19 protein-coding genes are annotated in these 20204 nt (G+C 58.6%); 9 read left to right on the top strand and 10 right to left on the bottom strand.

Going from position 1 to position 20204, the window contains the following annotated elements; translation table 11 throughout:
- Positions 1-251: 251 nt before the first annotated feature.
- The 3 genes from AC1RMX_RS14230 to AC1RMX_RS14240 are packed head-to-tail and all read left to right on the top strand — an operon-like array spanning position 252 to position 1944.
- Positions 252-800, top strand: coding sequence for a hypothetical protein (locus AC1RMX_RS14230; RefSeq protein ID WP_096820087.1), 549 nt, complete (start codon positions 252-254; stop codon positions 798-800).
- A 47-nt stretch (positions 801-847) separates the two neighbouring features.
- On the top strand, positions 848-1336 hold the full coding sequence (locus AC1RMX_RS14235) for a hypothetical protein (RefSeq protein ID WP_176504835.1): 489 nt from the start codon (positions 848-850) through the stop codon (positions 1334-1336).
- Between the two features lie 23 nt (positions 1337-1359).
- Positions 1360-1944 (top strand): hypothetical protein, encoded by a 585-nt coding sequence (locus AC1RMX_RS14240; RefSeq protein ID WP_493072357.1) that lies wholly within the window; start codon positions 1360-1362, stop codon positions 1942-1944.
- 152 nt (positions 1945-2096) lie between these two features.
- Here the strand turns inward: AC1RMX_RS14240 and AC1RMX_RS14245 are convergent, their stop codons facing one another.
- The gene (locus AC1RMX_RS14245) at positions 2097-3140 is read right to left on the bottom strand and encodes an LLM class flavin-dependent oxidoreductase (RefSeq protein ID WP_457382219.1); all 1044 of its coding nucleotides are present in this window, start codon (positions 3138-3140) and stop codon (positions 2097-2099) included.
- Positions 3141-3207: 67 nt separating this feature from the next.
- Complete coding sequence (locus AC1RMX_RS14250) at positions 3208-3693, bottom strand: flavin reductase family protein (protein ID WP_007950450.1); 486 nt, start codon at positions 3691-3693, stop codon at positions 3208-3210.
- 325 nt (positions 3694-4018) lie between these two features.
- Here AC1RMX_RS14250 and AC1RMX_RS14255 point away from each other — a divergent pair, with 325 nt between their 5' ends.
- Both AC1RMX_RS14255 and AC1RMX_RS14260 read left to right on the top strand, forming a co-directional pair.
- Complete coding sequence (locus AC1RMX_RS14255; RefSeq protein WP_493072360.1) at positions 4019-5425, top strand: purine-cytosine permease family protein; 1407 nt, start codon at positions 4019-4021, stop codon at positions 5423-5425.
- Positions 5426-5677: 252 nt separating this feature from the next.
- Positions 5678-6778: a polyamine ABC transporter substrate-binding protein gene (locus AC1RMX_RS14260; RefSeq protein WP_493072362.1), complete on the top strand. Its 1101-nt coding sequence runs from the start codon at positions 5678-5680 to the stop codon at positions 6776-6778.
- A 42-nt stretch (positions 6779-6820) separates the two neighbouring features.
- On the opposite strand, the gene AC1RMX_RS14265 is transcribed toward AC1RMX_RS14260, so the two are convergent.
- Positions 6821-7798: a TerC family protein gene (locus tag AC1RMX_RS14265; protein ID WP_493072364.1), complete on the bottom strand. Its 978-nt coding sequence runs from the start codon at positions 7796-7798 to the stop codon at positions 6821-6823.
- Positions 7799-7957: 159 nt separating this feature from the next.
- On the opposite strand from AC1RMX_RS14265, the gene AC1RMX_RS14270 reads away from it, so the two are divergent.
- On the top strand, positions 7958-8941 hold the full coding sequence (locus AC1RMX_RS14270) for a Dyp-type peroxidase (protein WP_493072366.1): 984 nt from the start codon (positions 7958-7960) through the stop codon (positions 8939-8941).
- 38 nt (positions 8942-8979) lie between these two features.
- On the opposite strand, the gene AC1RMX_RS14275 is transcribed toward AC1RMX_RS14270, so the two are convergent.
- Both AC1RMX_RS14275 and AC1RMX_RS14280 read right to left on the bottom strand, forming a co-directional pair.
- On the bottom strand, positions 8980-10692 hold the full coding sequence (locus AC1RMX_RS14275) for an amidase (RefSeq protein ID WP_096820080.1): 1713 nt from the start codon (positions 10690-10692) through the stop codon (positions 8980-8982).
- Positions 10693-10830: 138 nt separating this feature from the next.
- Positions 10831-11619 carry an AraC family transcriptional regulator gene (locus AC1RMX_RS14280; RefSeq protein WP_493072368.1) on the bottom strand — a complete coding sequence of 263 codons (789 nt, stop codon included), beginning with the start codon at positions 11617-11619 and terminating at the stop codon, positions 10831-10833.
- 84 nt (positions 11620-11703) lie between these two features.
- On the opposite strand from AC1RMX_RS14280, the gene AC1RMX_RS14285 reads away from it, so the two are divergent.
- Complete coding sequence (locus tag AC1RMX_RS14285) at positions 11704-12702, top strand: bile acid:sodium symporter family protein (protein ID WP_493072370.1); 999 nt, start codon at positions 11704-11706, stop codon at positions 12700-12702.
- Positions 12703-13027: 325 nt separating this feature from the next.
- Here AC1RMX_RS14285 and AC1RMX_RS14290 read toward each other — a convergent pair whose 3' ends face one another.
- From AC1RMX_RS14290 to AC1RMX_RS14310, 5 genes are all read right to left on the bottom strand, one after another.
- Entirely contained in the window at positions 13028-13828 is an 801-nt protein-coding gene (locus tag AC1RMX_RS14290) for a hypothetical protein (RefSeq protein ID WP_096820077.1), read from the bottom strand.
- A gap of 209 nt (positions 13829-14037) precedes the next feature.
- Entirely contained in the window at positions 14038-14532 is a 495-nt protein-coding gene (locus AC1RMX_RS14295; RefSeq protein ID WP_493072372.1) for a phage infection protein, read from the bottom strand.
- Positions 14533-15080: 548 nt separating this feature from the next.
- Positions 15081-16259 carry a cystathionine gamma-synthase gene (locus tag AC1RMX_RS14300; RefSeq protein ID WP_085711347.1) on the bottom strand — a complete coding sequence of 393 codons (1179 nt, stop codon included), beginning with the start codon at positions 16257-16259 and terminating at the stop codon, positions 15081-15083.
- Complete coding sequence (locus AC1RMX_RS14305) at positions 16256-17632, bottom strand: pyridoxal-phosphate dependent enzyme (RefSeq protein ID WP_493072374.1); 1377 nt, start codon at positions 17630-17632, stop codon at positions 16256-16258. Before AC1RMX_RS14305 ends, AC1RMX_RS14300 begins: the two co-directional genes overlap by 4 nt.
- A gap of 259 nt (positions 17633-17891) precedes the next feature.
- Positions 17892-18827, bottom strand: coding sequence for a Ppx/GppA family phosphatase (locus AC1RMX_RS14310; protein ID WP_096820075.1), 936 nt, complete (start codon positions 18825-18827; stop codon positions 17892-17894).
- A 296-nt stretch (positions 18828-19123) separates the two neighbouring features.
- On the opposite strand from AC1RMX_RS14310, the gene AC1RMX_RS14315 reads away from it, so the two are divergent.
- Together AC1RMX_RS14315 and map are read left to right on the top strand one after the other, a co-directional pair.
- Entirely contained in the window at positions 19124-19384 is a 261-nt protein-coding gene (locus AC1RMX_RS14315) for a ParD-like family protein (RefSeq protein ID WP_085711344.1), read from the top strand.
- Entirely contained in the window at positions 19381-20172 is a 792-nt protein-coding gene (map, locus tag AC1RMX_RS14320; RefSeq protein ID WP_493072376.1) for a type I methionyl aminopeptidase, read from the top strand. Before AC1RMX_RS14315 ends, map begins: the two co-directional genes overlap by 4 nt.
- Positions 20173-20204 lie beyond the last annotated feature (32 nt).

Genomic DNA, 20204 nt, shown 5'->3' on the forward strand with positions numbered 1-20204 from the left:
GTGATTTGGAGTGGGCGTCGGTTGTTTTGAAATGAAAAGCGGGCTGGGCGGAAATGACACATTTAATTAATTAAATGTGTCTCCTTTTGAGTTTTGGTTTTTTGACTGTTCTAATAATTCGGCGATCTACAGGTAATAAAATTGCCCCTTTTTTTAATCGAATGATTGACGCCAAAATAGTGGCCATCTAATATCGCGCCGATGTTTGATATCACCTCCGTCTCGTTGCGCTCATTAGGGAAGATTCACACGTGAACAAACCTGCACTCGTCACTTTGACCTTGGCGTTCGCGCTTTCAGGTTGCCATTCCAACGTTCGGGATTCTTCTCCCAGTCTGCTGAAGGACGGTGTCCAGCTGCACCAGAATACGGTGGCGGTCGATGCACAGCACGCCAAGGTTGTGATGAAAGCGTCGGGCTCGACGATTCCGGTTGAGTTTTCGATCCGTCGTGCAGACGATCCCGACCGCCGCATGGAAGAACTGGGAACCGTGGTGGATTCGGGGCGAGGCCAGGTGTTCGGCTGGATTGCCAAGCTCAACGAAGTGGGCAACAGCGCGGTAGCCAAACGCTTCCCGCAACTGGAAACCCAGGTCGATGCCGATAAGGGAATTGAAGTGTCGGGCTACGCCAATGGCCCTCGTACCGGGGTTCTCCATACCTGCGGGCCAGTGAGCAATTCGTTTACGCCAGAGCGTGGCAAAGCCTATCTGGTGGAGTTTGAGTTTGTGGGCGGCAGTTGCGAGCAGCACGTCTACGACGTTACTCAGCCCGAGCAGCGCATTCCTGTAAAGAGCTGACCTGCTGAATTCAGAGAGCCCATCAATGCGTGAGGAAGAATTTGCCTGTGAGTGATGTGAGTTATCCGCGTCTGAAGGTTTTCCTGGCTTTTCTTCTTTGCCCGTTGGCGCCGGGTTTTATCGCCGGCTTCTTCAAGACGATTGCGACCGTCGCCCATTTGGCCATGAACCCACGGTTGATGGGGGAGGTCGCAGGGGCGGAATTGATGTTGATGCCATTCCTCGGACCTGTTCTGGCTCAAGTGGTGTTTCTCGTGCCATTTCTGCTGTTTTCATTGGTGATCGCATCGATGAAAGTCAAAAGGACAAGTCGAGCCTGTTCCGTTATAGCGCTGTCGGGCGCGGTGCTGGCCACTTTATGGGTTACTCCGTTTATTGTCGCCGTTGTACGGGATGTAGAGAGTGCGAAGTTTTCCGATGAGATTTTCGGAATGGTCGTACTCTTTGTCACTTCAATGGCGACATGCTGGTTGACTGCCCGTTTCTTCCTGCCTGATCCGACAGAGCTGGAGACTGATATCCGCCAGGGCGGTTAGTGCTTCTTAAAGGAGTCCAAGGAATGAAGGTCAATCAAACAATTTTTGATGAGCTCTGGAACGGTGATAAAAACATTTGCTTCTTTGTTTGTTCAGGCAAGAGCTTTTGGGTCGTAGACGAAAAATACAACTTCACCCTTGATGCGGAAAAAGACTACCGTGCTTACCTGGACGCCGGGAGTATAAGCCGGGAGCAATATGAACTCGCTTGCAAGGCGTTCAGAGGGGGTGTCCTCAAAATGACTGCGGATAATTTCCCCAAGTACCTCCACGACTCAAGCGAAAAAATTCTGTCTTCCCACGATCTGCAGGATTTTATTGGGGCAGATGCAGAGGTTTTTAAAAGGGTTGAGCATTACTACCAGACAGGCGAGGGCTTGACGCCGGATGTGTACAAGCGTGCCAATGTTATTAGCTCGCGCTTCCCCAGTTTTTATATCAATTTTGATCGAGAAATATTCATGCACATGGATGATGTGCGTGTTCATGAGGATCTGGTCGAGCCGGGCTGGGCTGCAGAGAATGCTGATTTCAGCTTTCTGATTCCGGCGAGTGAGCGGTACTGGGTAGTAGCAGGGAACGATTACTGGAAACTCAGATTTGTATGAAAGGGTCCCTGTCGCGCCCTCGCTGATATGTACATTTCTTGCCAAACGCAAAATTGAACGCCAGAAAAAAGAATGAGTTTTGGAAGCGTGGGCACAAAAACGCCCTGGATTATCAGGGCATTTTTATTGGGCAGATACAATCAGCAGAGTTGTTAACGAAACGCCGGCACCACATGCTTGATAAACAGCTCCAGCGACTTCTTCTTCTCCGCATGCGGCAAGCTGTTGTCGCACCAGAAACTGAACTCATCCACCCCCAGTTCCTGGTAGTACTTGATCCGCGGAATGATTTCCTCTGGCGTACCGATCATCGCCGTCTTGTGCAGGCTCTCCAGTTCAAACTCTGGCCGTCCGGCAAATTTCTCTTCCGGACTCGGGGCGAGGAAGCCGTTCACCGGCACTTCCTTGTTGCCGAACCAAGCGTCAAACGTGCGATAGAAACGTGAGATGGCTTTCGCGCCCACCTTCCAGCCTTCCGGGTCATCTACTGAGTGCACGTGGGTGTGACGCAGCACCATCAATTGCGGACGCGGCACATCCGGGTTGTTGTCCAGCGCCGTCTGGAATTTGTTCTTCAGGTCGAGGACTTCTTCGTCGCCCTTCATCAACGGCGTGACCATCACGTTGCAGCCGTTGGCCACGGCAAAGTTGTGCGAGTCCGGGTCGCGGGCGGCGATCCACATCGGCGGGTTCGGCTTCTGGATCGGTTTCGGCACGCTGGTGGAGGTTGGGAACTTCCAGATGTCGCCGTCGTGGGCGTAATCGCCTTGCCACAGCGCGCGGACCACTGGGACCATTTCCCGCAGGGCCTGGCCGCCACTGGAGGCAGGCATGCCGCCGGCCATGCGGTCGAATTCCACCTGATAGGCGCCACGGGCCAGACCGACTTCCATCCGGCCGTTGCTGATCACGTCGAGCAGGGCGCATTCGCCGGCGACCCGCAGCGGGTGCCAGAACGGCGCGATGATGGTGCCGGCGCCCAGGTGAATCGTGGTGGTCTTGGCAGCGAGGTAGGCCAGCAGCGGCATCGGGCTCGGCGAGATGGTGTATTCCATGGCGTGGTGTTCGCCGATCCACACGGTGCTGAATCCGCCGGCCTCGGCCATCAACGTCAGTTCGGTCAGGTCTTCGAACAGTTGACGGTGGCTGACGCTTTCGTCCCAGCGCTCCATGTGTACGAACAGGGAAAATTTCATGACGCTACCTCGAATCTCTTGTGGTCGGCCGGTCGCATGCAGGCCTGTTTAAGTGCAATCGTGCGGATCAGGCGAAGGCGGGCAGGGCGCCCATCTTGCCGTGGCAATACACCAGCGGGCCGGCGTCCTGCTGAGGCACGATGAGGTTTTTCACCGCGCCGACCATGATCGCGTGGTCGCCGCCTTCGTATTCGCGCCACAGCTCACATTCGATGATAGCTGTCGCGTTGGCCAAAATCGGGTTGCCCAGTTCGCTCAGCGTCCACTCGATGCCCTGCGCCTTGTCCTTGCCTTTGCGGGCGAACGCGTAGGCTTCGCTCTGCTGGCCGCCGGACAACACGTGAATGGCAAAGCGTTTGTTCTTGATCAGGACGGGGTAGGAATCGGAACTGTAGTTGGGGCAGAACAGCACCAGGGCCGGGTCCATCGACAGCGAGCTGAAGGCGCTGGCGGTGAGACCGACGATCTGGCCGTCGTCATCAAGCGTGGTGATGACGGTGACGCCGGACGGGAACGAGCCCATGACTTGTTTGTAGACGGCAGCATCGATCATTGGTCAATCCTCGAGTGCGGTGAAGCGTGTTTTTATGTGTTTATGGGTCTGATGGTATACCGTAATACATCTATTGCAAGTGCTTTTTTGGTGAAACGATAAACGTGGTTCATCCGTCGGAAAGTCAGCATTTACGGGGCTTTTGTCTAGCTGTAAAGCCTGGTGATCAGGGAGGATGCCGGATCAGATGCCGTCGCAAACAGCGGATCAGTCTTGTGAAAATGTTGGAATACCATAATATGGTCTGCATCTGAGGGGCGGCCATGAAGCGCCCCCGGTTTGGCTTCATACAACGATAAGAACAGACCCAATCGAGTTCATGTATATGTCCCAGATGTCCCGGCAAGATCCGTTGATCGAGAATCACACGGTCGACTACGTCCCACTCGCGGAACGCCACGGGAAGGCCCGCGACCTTTTCACTCTCTGGTTCAGCACCAACATTGCGCCACTGCCCATCGTCACCGGCGCTATGGTGGTCCAGGTGTTTCATCTCGACCTGTTCTGGGGGCTGCTGGCAATTGCGCTGGGGCACATGATCGGCGGCATAGTGATCGCCCTTGCTTCGGCGCAAGGCCCTCGCATGGGCATTCCGCAGATGGTGCAGAGTCGTGGTCAGTTCGGGCGTTACGGTGCGCTGCTGATCGTGTTCTTCGCGGCGATCATCTACATCGGTTTTTTCATTTCCAACATCGTGCTGGCCGGTAAGTCCATCGTCGGCATTGCGCCGTCGGTGCCGGCGCCGTTGAGCATTCTGATCGGCGCTCTGAGCGCCACGGCCATCGGTGTGATCGGCTACAACTTCATCCATACGCTCAATCGCATCGGCACCTGGGTGATGGGCAGCGCGCTGCTGGCCGGATTCATCTACATCTTTGCCCATGACTTGCCGGCAGACTTCTTCACCCGCGGCAGCTTCAACCTGTCCGGGTGGCTGGCGACGGTGTCGCTGGGCATCATCTGGCAGATCAGCTTCTCGCCGTACGTTTCTGACTATTCGCGTTACCTGCCAGCGGACATCGGCATCGCCAAGCCATTTATCGCAACTTATCTGGGCGCCACGCTGGGCACGATTCTGTCGTTCACATTCGGCGCGGTGGCAGTGTTGGCGACGCCGGAAGGCACCGAAGCGATGGTCGCGGTCAAGCAGTCCACCGGTTGGCTGGGGCCGATTCTGATGGTGCTGTTCTTGCTCAACATCATCAGCCACAACGCGCTGAATCTGTACGGCGCGGTGTTGTCGATCATCACCTCGATCCAGACCTTTGCCAGCCAATGGACGCCGAGTATCAAAGTGAGAGTGATGTTGTCGAGCGTGGTGCTGGCGGGTTGCTGCGTAGTGGCGTTGGGCGCGTCGGCGGATTTCATTTCCGAGTTCATCGGATTGATTCTGGCGCTGCTTCTGGTGTTGGTGCCTTGGGCGTCGATCAACCTGATCGATTTCTATCTGATCAAGCGCGGCAGCTACGACATCGCCTCGATCTTCCGCGCCGATGGCGGGATCTACGGGCGCTTCAATCTGCACGCGATCATTGCCTACTTCATCGGCATCATCGTGCAGCTTCCGTTCGCCAACACCTCACTTTACGTCGGCCCTTACGCCAATCTGGTGGACGGCGCGGACCTGTCGTGGCTGGTCGGCCTGATCGTGACCTGCCCGTTGTATTACTGCCTGGCGACGCGTGGGCAAGCGCAGGAGAGCAGGGCGACGCGGTTGGGCTTTACCGACTGATCCTGTGAACGCTACTCAAACAATGCCCGGCCAATCGCCGGGCATTGTCGTTTCAGTATTCTGGCGGTCACGCAAATTGGCCATATCGATCCCCTTTTGGCCAACCGGCCACTGTGCTCCGACTACGCTGTCGGCAAGAATCGAAGCCACAACTAAACGCTGCACCTTCCTTGCCCTTGGCTGATCTGACAGCCGCTGCCGTGTACAGAACATAAAAACCATCGACTCACGCTGCATTCGGGGAAACACAATATGGTCACGATGAAACGCATTCTGGGCGCCACTGTGTGCGGGCTGACGCTGCTGGCCAGCGCCGTGCAAGCCGAACAGCGCGAACTGCGGGTGTACAACTGGGCGGATTACATCCTGCCGGCGGTGCCCAAGGACTTCGCCGCCAAAAGCAACATCAAAGTGACCTGGGACACCTTTGACACCAACGAATCCCTCGAAGCCAAACTGCTGACCGGTAACTCCGGCTATGACCTGGTGGTGCCGTCGAACCAGTTCCTCGATACTCAGATCAAGGCCGGCGTGTTCCAGAAACTCGACAAGTCCAAGCTGCCGAACTGGAGTCACCAGGACCCGGCGCTGCTCAAGTTGCTCGACTCCAACGATCCCGGCAATCAGTACGGCGTGCCGTACATGGTCGGCACGGTGCTGATCGGTTTCAACCCGGCCAAGGTCAAGGCTGCGCTTGGCGAGAATGCGCCCGTGGACAGTTGGGACCTGGTGTTCAAACCCGAGAACATGGAAAAACTGAAATCCTGCGGCGTGGCGATGCTTGATTCGCCGTCGGAAATCCTGCCGCTGGCCCTGCATTACCTGGGCCTGGACCCGAACAGCCAGAACCCGGTCGACTATGAGAAAGCCAAGGACCTGATGCTCAAGGTTCGCCCTTACGTCACCTACTTCAACTCGGCCAAGTACATGACCGACATCGCCAACGGCGACATCTGCGTGGCCATCGGTTACTCCGGCAGCTTCTACCAGTTCGGCAACCGTGCCAAAGAGGCGGGTAACGGCGTGGTGGTCGACTGGCGCTTGCCGAAGGAAGGCGCGCCGATCTGGTTCGACACCTTCGCCATTCCGAAGAGCGCCAAAAACGTTGAAGAGGCCCACGAGTTCCTCAACACTTTGCTTGAACCGAAAGTCATCGCCTCGATTAGTGACTTCCTCGGCTATCCGAATGCCAACAAGGATTCGCTGCCGCTGATCAACAAGGAAATCACCGGCAACCCGAACCTGACGCCGACCAGCGAAGCGCTGAAGACGCTGTACGTGGTGCAGCCACTGCCGCAGAAACTGGAGCGGGTGCGGACGCGGGTCTGGACCAGCATCAAGTCCGATAAGTAAATTCAAGGCCAGGGGAGCGAACGATGTTCGCTCCCCTGGCCGTTATTTCGCCTGACTTTCTTCAGGCGACTTGTCCTTCGCCAGGATCAGACTGAGCAACACCGACGCCAGAATCAGTCCACCGACAATCGCCAGCGACCACTCCACCGGCATGTGAAACCACGGCATCGCCGTCATCTTCCCGCCGATGAACACCAGCACCAGTGCCAGTCCGTATTTGAGCAGATGAAAGCGGTCGGCCATGTCCGCCAGCAGAAAATACAGCGCCCGCAGGCCCATGATCGCGAAGATGTTCGACGTGAAAATGATGAACGGATCGGTCGTCACCGCGAAAATCGCCGGGATGCTGTCGACCGCGAACATCAAGTCGCTGGCCTCGATCAGCACCAGCACCAGAAACATCGGTGTGGCCCAGCGCACGCCGTTCTGCAACACGAAAAAACGTTCGCCGTGAAAGCCATTGGTGATCCGCAGATGCCCGCGTACCCAGCGCAGAAGCGGATTGTTATCGAGGTCCGGTTGCTGCTCGGCAAACACCAGCATCTTGATCCCGGTGATGATCAGGAACACGCCGAACACATACAGCAGCCACGTGAACTGAGAGACCAGCCACACCCCGGCAAAGATCATCGCCGCCCGCATCACGATCGCGCCGAGCACGCCGTACAACAGCACCCGCCGCTGCAACTCCGGCGGCACGGCGAAGTAGCCGAAGATCATCACGAAGACGAACATGTTATCGATCGACAGCGACTGCTCGATCAGATAGCCGGTGAGGAATTCCAGGGTCTTGCGCTGGGCGATTTCGGGCCCGAACTCGCCGTTCAGATACCACCAGAGCAATCCGGCGAAGGCCAGCGCCAGCATGCACCAGGCAATGACCCAGGATGAGGCTTCGCGCACCGAGACCCGATGCGCCTTGCGCCCGCCGAAGACAAACAGGTCAACAGCCAGCATGGCGAGGACAAAAACGATGAAGGCGACCCACATCCAGGGTTCGCCGATGTTGATGGGGTGCATGTCGTTCTCCCTGTCTTTGTGTTTTTCGGGGTAGACGGGGCCATGCTAGTAGGAGAATTCCGACGAAGAAAAATCGTTTATTTCGTGGGCATTGTTCGTTAAAAGCGAAGTGTCGGACGACACGGGCAGCGCACGGGTAATACTTCATTCAACACTTCTTTGCTAACCTCGCTGTCGAGCCAGTCCATCACGCCAGGAGCGACGATCATCGACACGCCAGATCCTCAAGCCGTCTGCAGCCCGATCACCAGCGCTGCGATATTCATCGTGGCGACCCTCAACGCCGAAGCCGAGGCGGCCGAAAAAGTCCGCGGCTGGTGCGCCGATATCGCGGGTTTGACGCGCTCGGTCGGCAAGCGCGTTCCCTCGGGAAGCCTGTCCTGCGTCTGTGGTTTTTCTTCCAGCGCCTGGGATCGCCTGTTCGGCAGCCCACGACCGGCGTCCTTGCATGACTTTCGCGAATTCGGTGTAGAAGGGCGGCGCGCCGTCTCCACGCCTGGCGACTTGCTGCTGCATATTCGCGCCGATCAGATGGACCTGTGTTTTGAACTGGCGACGCAGCTGATGTCGGCGCTGGACGGTGCCGTGACGGTCACCGACGAGGTACAGGGATTCCGCTATTTCGACATGCGCAGCATCATCGGATTTGTCGACGGCACGGAAAATCCGGTCGGGCGCAAGGCCGAGCATTTCACCCTCGTAGGCGATGAAGATCAGGCGTTCAGCGGCGGCAGTTATGTGCTGGTGCAGAAGTATCTGCACAACATGAAGGCATGGAACGAATTGCCGGTCGAGGCGCAGGAACGGGTGATCGGGCGAACCAAACTGTCCGATATCGAGCTGGATGATTCGGTCAAGCCGAGCAACTCCCACAGCGCTTTGACGACCATCACCAAGGACGGCGAGGAAGTGAAGATCCTGCGTGACAACATGCCGTTCGGCCGGCCCGGCGCAGGTGAGTTCGGCACTTATTTCATTGGTTATGCGCGTTCGCCGGAACCGCTGGAGCAGATGCTGGAGAACATGTTTGTCGGCAAGCCACCCGGCAATTACGACCGGTTGCTGGACTTCAGCACGGCGGTCACGGGCAGTCTGTTCTTTGTGCCTTCGGCGGATTTGCTGGAAGAACTGGCAGAGCGTTAAAAAAAACGGCGGGATCAAATGATCCCGCCGTTTTGCATTTACTTGCCTGCCGCCAGGGCCGGCGTACGTGGCGGCACCAAGCGTTTCGAACCGGTCGCCTCGAACGCCGCTGCCAAGCGCAGCAGAGTCGAATCGTCATAGGCGCGACCAGCGAAGGTCAGCCCCACCGGCATGCCAATGTCAGCCATCACGCCCATCGGCACGGTGACGGTCGGTACGCCGAGGTGACGGATTGCGAGGTTGCCGTTGGCGACCCAGATGCCGTTGCTCCAGGCGATATCCGCCGAGGCCGGGTTGACGTCGGCGTCGGCCGGGCCCACGTCAGCGTTGGTCGGGAACAGCACCGCGTCTAGGCCGAGGCGATCCATCCAGTCTTCGAGGTCGAGCTTGCGGGTCTTCTCCAGACCGCACAGGCCGTCCGGCAGGGTTGGAATCTGATCCCACGGCGTGATGCCGCGCTCGGCCATGCGCACGTATTCGTCCATCCCGGCGGCGAGGTCGCCTTCACGGTTGGGCAGGGTACCCGGGTCGTGCGGGAAGATTTTCGGCCCGTCGACGTCCGCCAGTCGGTTGAGTTTCGGATCACCGTTGGCGCGCAGGAAATCATCGAACGCCCAGGCCGACAGGTCCCACAGTTCGTGGTGCATGAACTCTTTGGAGACGATGCCGCGATTGAACACGGTTGGCGCGCCCGGACGATCGCCTTCGCAGTTGGAGACCAGCGGGAAATCCACTTCGATCACTTCGGCGCCGGCCGCTTCGAGGGCCTGGCGTGCCTGTTTCCACAGATCGATCACCGAGGCGCGGGTGTTGATGCGTTGCCCGGTCGGCCCGCCGATGCCCGGTGCTTCGCTGGTGCCGGCTTCGGGGTCGGCGTTGATGTACATGCGCGGCACGCCCAAGCGTTTGCCGGCCAGCGCATCACTTTTCACTGCCAATTCCAGATAGGAAGCCGGGCGCACCGAGGCGACGCTCGGGATCGGCACCCAGGGTTGCAGACGCCACAGGTCGCCGCGGGTGTCGGTGTCTTCGGCGACAACTACGTCGAGGACTTCCAGCAGATCGGCCATGGTGCGGGCGTACGGCACCACCACGTCCATGGTCGGCGTCAGCGGCCAGTTGCCGCGCACCGAGATCACCCCGCGCGACGGCGTGTAGGCGCACAGGCCATTGTTCGAAGCAGGTCCGCGACCGCTCGACCAGGTTTCTTCGGCCAGGCCGAATGCCGAGAAGCTTGCAGCGGTGGCGGTGCCGGCACCGTTTGACGAGCCGGAAGCAAACGGCGCGGTCAGATAAGCGGCGTTATAAGGGCTTTCAGCGCGTCCATAGACGCCGCGTTGCATCCCGCCATTGGCCATCGGCGGCATGTTGGTCTTGCCCAGGCAGATCGCGCCGCCGGCGCGCAGGCGCTCGATGGTGAACGCATCGCGCAGGGCCACCAGATCGGCGAACGCCGGGCTGCCGGACGCAGCGGTCAGGCCTTTGACCAGATAGCTGTCCTTGGCGGTGTAGGGGATGCCGTCCAGCGGACCAAGGGTTTCGCCTTTGGCACGACGGGCATCGGAGGCCTGCGCCTCTTTCAAGGCCTCGGGGTTACGCACAATCACTGCATTCAAGGCAGTGGCGGTGTCCGGGCCGTCAAAGGCGTCGATGCGCGCCAGATACGCCTGCACCAGTTCAACTGCGGTGGTCTGACCGGATTCGAGCGCCGCGCGCAGTTGGGCAATGGAGACTTCAGTGACTTCGATCATGCTGTTACCGCCGACAGGTTCGCTAAAGGGTTGTTGATCATTGTTATCGTTGAAAGATGTCAAAGATTCTTGATGGGCGAAACTCTACCCTGAAGTTAGCCGAATGGCATGTCTTAATTCGATAAATATCGACAAAAATCATCGAAAAAATTCTCCGGGCGTTTCCCCGAATTGCTGACGAAAGGCTGCGATAAAGGCCGACGTCGAATCATAACCGCAGGCTAGAGCCACTTCCGTGACACGTTCGCCACGTTCCAGCGGCGTCAGCGCGCCCAGCAGACGCAAGCGCTGGCGCCAGGCGCGAAAAGTCAGGCCGGTATCGCGCAGGAACAGCCGGCTCAGGGTTTTCTCGGTCACGCCGAACTTTTCGCTCCAGTGACTGAGTGTGGTCTGCTGTTCCGGATGTTGCTCGAGACTTTGATAGATCTGCCGCAAACGAAGGTCCTGGGGCAGTGGCAGCATCAGGTCGATTTGCGGGGCTTCGGCCAGTTGATCGAGGATCACCTGCGCCAAACGTCCGTGAGGGCCGCTCTGGTCATACTCGACAGGAATCTGACTGAAGGCCCGAATCAGCTCGCGCAAGAGATCACTGACGCCGAGCACATGGCAACGCTCCAGCGCCCAGCTCGCCACGCTGCAATCGATGTACAGACTGCGCATTTCCGTGTGCGGGGAACTGAATACCCGATGCGGCACACCCGCCGGAATCCACACGGCCCGCTCCGGCGGCGCAACGAAACGACCGGCGGCAGTCTGCACTTCAAGTACACCCTGAATCGCGTAAGACAACTGCACCCACGGATGACTGTGGCGGCGGGTCAGGGCACGATTGGGCAGCGATTCGGTGCGCCCGTACAACGGGCGCGGAAGGCTCTGTAGCCCGGGAATGCTGCGTCTGACGCTCTTGTCGTGTCCTTTTGGCGGCATCTTGAGGCTCTTCGGCGTTAGTCGGTAATTTCCAGTCACGTTAGAGTCGCTTCCACGTACTGGCAACCCCCGGATGAGCAAACCATGACGCGCCCACGATTCTTGCCCGACAACTTCACCCTGACCCTGATCGGCGTGGTGCTGCTCGCCAGCTTCCTGCCCGCCAGTGGTCAGGTCGCGGTCGGCTTCGGCTGGCTGACCAACATCGCGATTGCGCTGCTGTTTTTCCTGCACGGCGCCAAGCTTTCGCGCGAATCGATCATTGCCGGCGCCGGCCACTGGCGCCTGCATCTGTTGGTGTTCGGTCTGACCTTTGTCCTGTTTCCGCTGTTGGGGCTGGCGCTCAAACCGCTGCTGTCGCCGCTGGTGGGCGACAACCTGTACATGGGCATGCTCTACCTCTGCGCTCTGCCGGCCACGGTGCAGTCGGCGATTGCCTTCACGTCGCTGGCCCGGGGGAATATTCCGGCGGCGATCTGCAGTGCGGCGGCGTCCAGCCTGTTCGGGATCTTTCTTACGCCGTTGCTGGTGACGCTGTTGCTGAATGTGCATGGTGACGGCGGTTCGACCGTCGACGCGATCCTGAAAATCAGTGTGCAACTGCTGCTGCCGTTCATCGCCGGTCAGATCGCCCGCCGCTGGATCGGCGCCTGGGTCGGTCGCAACAAGAACTGGCTGAAATTCGTCGATCAGGGTTCGATTCTGCTGGTGGTCTACGGCGCGTTCAGCGAGGCGGTGAACGAAGGCATCTGGCATCAGATTCCGGTGATCGATCTGTTCGGTCTGGTGGTGGCCTGCTGCATTCTGCTGGGGCTGGTACTGCTGGCGTCGACGGTGCTGGGCAAACTGTTCGGGTTCAACCTGGAAGACCGCATCACCATCCTGTTCTGTGGTTCGAAGAAGAGCCTGGCCACTGGGGTGCCGATGGCGCAGGTGTTGTTCGCCGGCAGCACCATTGGTGTGTTGATCCTGCCGCTGATGCTGTTTCACCAGATTCAATTGATGGTCTGTGCGGTGTTGGCGCAGCGTTATGCTAAGCGGCAGGAGTCGGTGCAGGAGCTGATGGCGCAGGTCGATCCATGATTGGCGTCCCTCCACGAGAAACCGACCACCTGATACTCAGGCCCCCCCCGATCCGATGATCTGCAAAGTCTGTACGCCATCTATGGCGATCCGCAGACAAACCAGTTCAACCCCGCCGGCCTTTGCGCGAAATCGGGCAGACACAAACGATGCTGGAAAAATGACTGCTCCACTGGGAGCAGAAGGGCTACGGCCAATGGGCGATCGCGACTCTAGAGGTACCAAAGGATGTGATTGGTTTTGGAGGGCTGATTCGCGCCTTTATCCAGAACGCCCCTGCCACTGGAATGATGCTTCTAGTGGCGGGTGCGTTCTGTATGTTTTTTCAGAAACTGAATTCGAAAGAGTCAGGGGTTTCTGGATTGTTGTCACGCTTCTTTTTTGCTTCCCAGGCGGCCAAGGTATTTTTTAGTTTTTCGGCGCAGGACTTGAATTCGTTGGTGAGTTCAGCGCGGGTTGCTTTTTCCAAGTCTATTCCTTTGCCAAGCGAAACATTTTTTGAGTAGCACTCGTAAATGTCGTAAATGTCTTCTTCACTGTAAAGTGTCAAATCTCCCGCATGTGCGGAAAAGAAAAGTGCCTTGATGTTCAGATCTCTCATTCGCAAAATGAGACCGTTGCTAAATAAGGCTCCTATCATGCCCGCGTTTGAGTTGTCTGAGCTGATTAATTTGTCGACAAGCTTTTTCAAGTCGATATGTTGCTCCTGCTTTGTGATTTTTCCTTTTTCGTCACACACCAGCAAAGGATGCGAAGTCATTGTTTCAAGGAGTGTATATTCGGCGTCGTTGACTTCGTGATAGTCATCTTTATTGTTGTAGCAGTACTCTAGCGGTATGCCGATGTCTCTCAGTGCGCAGTCTATGATTCTTTGTTGTTCATTGAAACTGTGCAGTTTTATTCCGTTGTGAGTTACTTTAACTTCGAGGATCAGAAGCGATGATTCAGATATTCTTTGAATGAGGTCGAAGCAGCTTGATTTATCCAGGTTCTTATATGATTGTCGTTTCGAGTGTGGTGTTGAAGGCGCTGGGAAGTTGTGATCTGTCTTGCTTTTTGTATAGCTGTTTAAGTGGCCAGCGAGGATGGTGGTGTAGTCCGTTTCGTCCAATGTTAGTTGTTCCATGATTCTCTCTGGTAGGCTTATTTAAGATGAGGTAATTGAGAGGCGGGATTTTATACAAGTTGTGGAGTCAATTACATCAAAAAGAGTTGGCGACGCACTTTGGGGCACCGCGGCACTATCGAAGAGGTCTTGAAAGAGTGTTGCGAGCGTAAGCAGAGTGATGTGCTAGTGCGGCGCAACCAGTGGTTGGCTGGTTGCGCCGATAGCGGTCATTGAGGACTGTTGAACTGATCTGAATAACTGCCGTTCATGAGGGCGGAAGCGACCTGGTCAGAGCCTACGCCAACGCGAGTGGACGCGAATCGACTGGCCCCCACTTTATCGCCGCCATCGGAGGCGAGGGCGCCCGCGCGGACGTGGTCGGAGCCGTCAGAGGCTACAGCGCCGGCACCGACATGGTCGGAACCGTCAGAAGCCACCGCGCCAGCGCCAACGTGATCGGAACCGTCAGAAGCCACCGCGCCAGCACCGACGTGATCGGAACCGTCGGAGGCCACCGCGCCAGCGCCAACGTGATCCGAACCATCTGAAGCTACTGCACCCGCGCCGACATGATCCGAACCATCCGAAGCAACCGCCCCGGCCTTGACATGATCCGCCCCGTCAGACGCCAGCGCCTGAGCCTGCGCAGCCCAGACACTGGGCATCACCACAACCGATGCAGCGACCGCCAGGACGACGCCTGACCAAAGCTTGTGTTTCATGATTTTCTCCACGACCCATCAGCCACAAAGCATCCGAGCATTGCCCGTCATTGGATCCTCGACGGAAGGCTCGTTGGCCCGGGGTTAACCAGATTGGCGATTGGCACGGGCGCACCCCAGGGCGCACAGGTGTCGACGGTTTACATGAAATCCGGACAGCGAACTGAAAAGTATAGTTCGCGCTTGGTGGATGGCGGGGGGAAGGGGCGCGAAGGCGATAGTCGGTTACCTTCCTTGCAGGCCAGCGCTAGAAAACAATCAATCTAAAAACCGCGTAGCGCAAAGCAGCGTGTTTGCTAGGCTCAAGAATGTAGGCGAAGACGCAGACTGATGCGCAAGCGGATAGCGAGGAAGCGTTGGGCGCGTTCCGAAGGGTACACGGTTAGAAAGAACCCCGCGCTGGGTTCCAGCCCTTATGCCGTGTGAAGCAGCAGAGCACATTGCCTGTACTGTGAGAGTCCTGATAAACCTCGTAAGCCAGAGACCAGCACTGGCCGCCTACTCAAACACCAAAGCCCGCATCGTGCGGGCTTTGACGTTTTTGCGAGTTAGATACTGGCCAGCGCCTGCGCCAGATCCGCCCGCAGGTCTTCGATGTCCTCGACGCCCACCGACAGACGCACCAGGCTGTCACCGATGCCGAGCTTGGCACGGGTTTCGGCCGGGATGGTCGCGTGGGTCATGATCGCCGGGTGCTCGATCAGGCTTTCCACACCGCCGAGGCTTTCGGCCAGCGCGAAGATCTGCACGTTCTCCAGGAAGCGGCGTGCGCCTGCCAGATCACTGTTCAGATCCAGGGAAATCATCCCGCCGAACCCACGCATCTGACGCTTGGCCAGTTCGTGCTGGGGATGAGATTCCAGGCCCGGGTAGTAGACGCGTTTGACCTGCGGCTGTTGCTCCAGCCAGCGCGCCAGCTCCAGCGCGTTACTGCAATGACGCTCCATACGCAGCGCCAGCGTCTTCACACCGCGCAGGGTGAGGAACGCGTCGAACGGGCCGGAGATGGCACCGACGGCGTTCTGCAGAAAGCCCAGGCGCTCGGCCAGTGCTGGGTTGTCGCCCACCACCGCGATGCCGCCGATCACGTCGGAGTGACCGTTCAGGTATTTGGTGGTCGAGTGCAGCACGATGTCGAAACCCAGTTCCAGCGGACGCTGGATCCATGGGCTGGCGAAGGTGTTGTCGGCCACGCAGATGATGCCGCGGGCCTTGCAGATGCGCGCAATGGCGGCGAGGTCGGACAGGCTCAGCAGCGGGTTGGTTGGCGTCTCCACCATGACCATCCGCGTGTCGTCCTGCAGCGACGCTTCGAACGCCGACAGGTCGGCCAGGTCAACGTAGCTGAAACGATGCCCGGCACTGCGCTGGCGCACCTTGTCGAACAGGCGGAACGTGCCGCCGTACAGGTCATTGCCGGAGACGATGTGCGAGCCGGCGTCGATCAGTTCGAGCACGGTGGAAATCGTCGCCAGCCCGGAAGCGAAGGCGAAGGCCTGGGTGCCGCCTTCCAGATCCGCCACGCAACGCTCCAGCGCAAAACGCGTCGGGTTGTGCGAGCGGCCGTAGTCGAAACCCTTGTGCACGCCAGGGCTGTCTTGCAGGTACGTCGAGTTGGCGTAGATCGGCGGCATCAGCGCGCCGGTGGTTGGGTCCGGCGTTTGCCCTGCGTGGATCACGCGGGTGGCGAAGCCCTGAGGGCGGGCGTTCTTGTCGTGCTGACTCATGCGAGGGATCTCCGTAACTGATTGAGCATGTCGACGCGGGTGATCAGGCCGTGGAAGCCGGAAGCGTCGGCAACGATCGCCACCAGGCCGCTGCTGAGCACGGCTTCCAGTTCAGCCAGCGTGGCGCCGGGGGCGAGGGTTTGCAACTTGTCTGTCATCGCATGGGCGACGGGTTTGCTGAAGAGCGAGGCGTCTTCGTGTACGCGCACCAGAATGTCCGATTCGTCGATCACGCCGACCAATTGTTTGCCATCCACCAGCACCGGCAACTGCGAGACATCGGCCAGGCGCATGCGCTGGAACGCGGTCATCAGCGTGTCGTCCGGGCCGACGCTGACGACTTTGCCGTCTTCGAAACGTCGGGCAATCAGGTCGCGCAGATCGCCGTAGCGTTTGCGCTGCAACAGGCCCTGATCGGTCATCCATTGGTCGTTGTAGACCTTCGACAGGTAGCGAGTACCGGTGTCGCAGACGAAGCTGACCACACGTTTCGGCACGGTCTGCTCACGGCAGTAACGCAGCGCGGCGGCGAGCAGGGTGCCGGTGGACGAACCGCCGAGAATGCCTTCGGCTTTCAGCAACTGGCGGGCGTGATCGAAGCTTTCTTCGTCGCTGATCGAGTAGGCGCTACGCACGCTCGACAGGTCGGTGATCGACGGAATGAAGTCTTCGCCGATGCCTTCCACCGCCCACGAACCGGCGGTGCCGAGATGTTTGCTGCGGCTGTATTCAGCCATCACCGAACCGACCGGGTCGGCCAGGACCATTTCAAGATCCGGCTGCACGCGCTTGAAGAAGCGGGTCAGGCCGGTCAGCGTGCCGGCCGAGCCGACGCCGACCACGATGGCGTCCAGGTCATGCTCGGTCTGCGCCCAGATTTCCGGTGCAGTGCTGCATTCGTGGGCCAGCGGGTTGGCCGGGTTGTTGAACTGGTCGGCGAAGAAGGCGCCGGGAATGTCTTTCGCCAGACGGGCGGCGACGTCCTGGTAGTACTCGGGGTGACCCTTGCCGACATCGGAACGGGTGATGTGCACTTCGGCGCCCATGGCCTTGAGGTGCAGGACTTTCTCCGTGGACATCTTGTCCGGCACGACCAGCACGACGCGGTAGCCCTTGGCGCGGCCAACCAGTGCCAGGCCCAGGCCGGTGTTGCCGGCGGTGGCTTCAACGATCGTGCCACCGGGTTGCAGGCGACCGTCGCGTTCGGCGGCGTCAATCATCGCCAGGCCGATACGATCCTTGATCGATCCGCCGGGGTTCTGGGATTCGAGTTTGAGAAACAGGGTGCACAGGCCGGTATCGAAGCGGGTGACTTGTACCAGCGGAGTATTGCCGATCAGCCCAAGTACGGCAGGGCGTGATTCCTTTGACATTTCTTCACCTCTTTGTGGTGTTGATCGCGTTCCATTCGCGGGGGAAAAGCTCGCGTGCAACATAGGCGCAGACATCAACTGTCGCAACCTTTAGTCAGCGTGCAATTCAGCCATTTCGATCTAACGATAGAACGAAATCAGAGAGGGGAAGGGAGCGATTTACAGAGGTTTACACAGAGGCGTCATTGAGTATTCAAAGGGCGTCTTCAGCGTCACGGATGGCTTGATTCGGCAGTGAAAATCCTGCAGCGAAAATCGCTCAGTGATTGCTCATCAGGCCGTGCAGAACCCCCAGTCGCAATCCAGGTTCGGACGGCACCATTTGCGCGATCCCGAACACCTTGAATGCCGCCAGCATGACGACCAGGCCGCCGGGCAGAATGCTCTGGCGATGGGGTTGCAGGCCGGCCAGTTTCAGCTGTTGAACATTGCTGACTTCCAGCAGGCGCAACGACAGCCGCAGCAGGCCACCGTAGGTGATACCGCTTTGGCCGTAATCGTTCAGGCGATTGGCCTTGAGCACTTTGGCGAGCATTCGCGCGGTGCCCGAAGAGCCGATCGTCTGCTGCCAGCCCTGGGCGCGATAGCGACGGGCGACTTTTTCGAATTGCAGGATGGCCACCCGTTCGGCTTCTTGCAGGGCACCGGCGGAAATCTCGCCATTGCGAAAGTAGCGCGCGCTCAAGGTGCCGCTGCCGATGGCAATGCTTTCGGTCAGCAGCGGCTGCGAGCCCTGGCCGAGAATCAGTTCGGTGGAGCCGCCGCCAATATCGACCACCAGTCGCATATCATCGGCGACCGGCAGGGTGTGGGCCACACCGGCGTAGACCAGACGCGCTTCTTCATGCCCGGAAATCACATCGATGCGAAATCCCAGATGGCGTTCCGCGCTGGCCAAGAACAACTGCGCGTTGTCTGCCTCGCGCACGGCGCTCGTAGCGACTGCTCGCACACGACCGGGCTCGAAACCGCGCAGCTTCTTGCCGAACCGCGCCAAGGCCTGCCAACCACGATCCAGCGCCATTTCGTCCAATGCCCGGCCGTCGAAACCTTCGGCCAGCCGCACTGGCTCGCGCAAGGTTTTGACCTCCTGAATCATGAAGCCCTTTCTGCTGCGTACCGACTGGCCAATCATCATGCGAAACGCATTCGAGCCCAGGTCGATGGCAGCAAACAGCGAGGTGTCTTCTTTCATGGGAGTCCTTGCAAATCTTCCGTCGGGAGGCTCGGGACGGTTTGCGAGGATTCTGCCGTGGGTTCGATGACAACCTGATGACGCGGGCGGGGCGGTTCAATGAATTCATCGCTGTCATGACACTGTCATTATCGGCCGCCCATACTTGGCCCCAATACATCGCGTGCTTTTCATGATTTGGCTGCCAACTTCGGCAGCTTTTTTTTGCCTGCGATTTAGTGGACGAGCAAAGTTTGCAATCCGTGGTGGCGTACGATTAATATACGAACCATATACACTTCGTATCGGGAATTGCCATGGGCATTGTGAAGATTTCAGAGGACATGCACGAGAATCTGCGCATCTCCAGCAACGCACTCAGCCGCTCGATCAATGCGCAGGCCGAGCACTGGATGCGCATCGGCATGCTCGCCGAGCTCTATCCCGACCTTGATCACCACGCCATCTGCCGGTTGCTGATTCGCGCCGAGCAGGCGGGTGGTCTGGATCTGCAACAAATCTGTGCCCTGGCCGATGCCGCGCAGAACATCCCGGTTCAAGAGGCAGCCAAGGCATGAGAAACCCGATCAAGATCAACACCCGGGCCGAGATCGCCCAGTCCCGCGTGGCCGGCCAACTGGCCGCCGAGGTACTGGCGATGCTGGTGCCGCACGTCAAGGCTGGCGTCACCACCGATCAGCTCGACCGCTTGTGCAACGACTACATCGTCAACGTGCAGAAAGCCATTCCGGCCAACGTCGGTTATCACGGCTTCCCGAAAACCGTCTGCGCGTCGGTCAACGAAGTGGTCTGCCATGGCATTCCATCGGGCCGGGTGCTGAAGGACGGCGATATCGTCAACCTCGACATCGCCGTCATCAAGGATGGCTGGTTCGGCGACACCAGCCGCATGTACGTGGTCGGCGAACCGACGCCCGAGGCGCGGCACCTGATCAAGACCACTTACGACGCCATGTGCGCCGGCATCCGCATGGTGCGCCCGGGCGCGACGCTGGGCGACATCGGCCATGCGATTCAAAGCCTGGCGGAAAAGGAAGGGTTCAGCGTGGTGCGCGAGTATTGCGGGCACGGGATCGGCAAGGTCTATCACGATGAGCCGCAAGTGCTGCATTACGGTTATCCGGAGCAGGGCCTGAAGCTGAAGGCGGGCATGATCTTCACCATCGAGCCGATGCTCAATGCCGGCAAGCGCCATGTGAAGAGCCTGGCGGATGGCTGGACGGTGGTGACCAAGGATCAGTCATTGTCGGCGCAGTGGGAGCACATGGTGGCGGTGACGGAGGATGGGTTTGAGGTGTTGACGGTTTGGCCGGACCAGATCGAAGGCTACACGGCCATCGTTTAAAAAAATGGCCACCACAACCCGACGTTGTGGTG

It is taken from the genome of Pseudomonas sp. GW822-FHT03F04 (assembly GCF_058801405.1).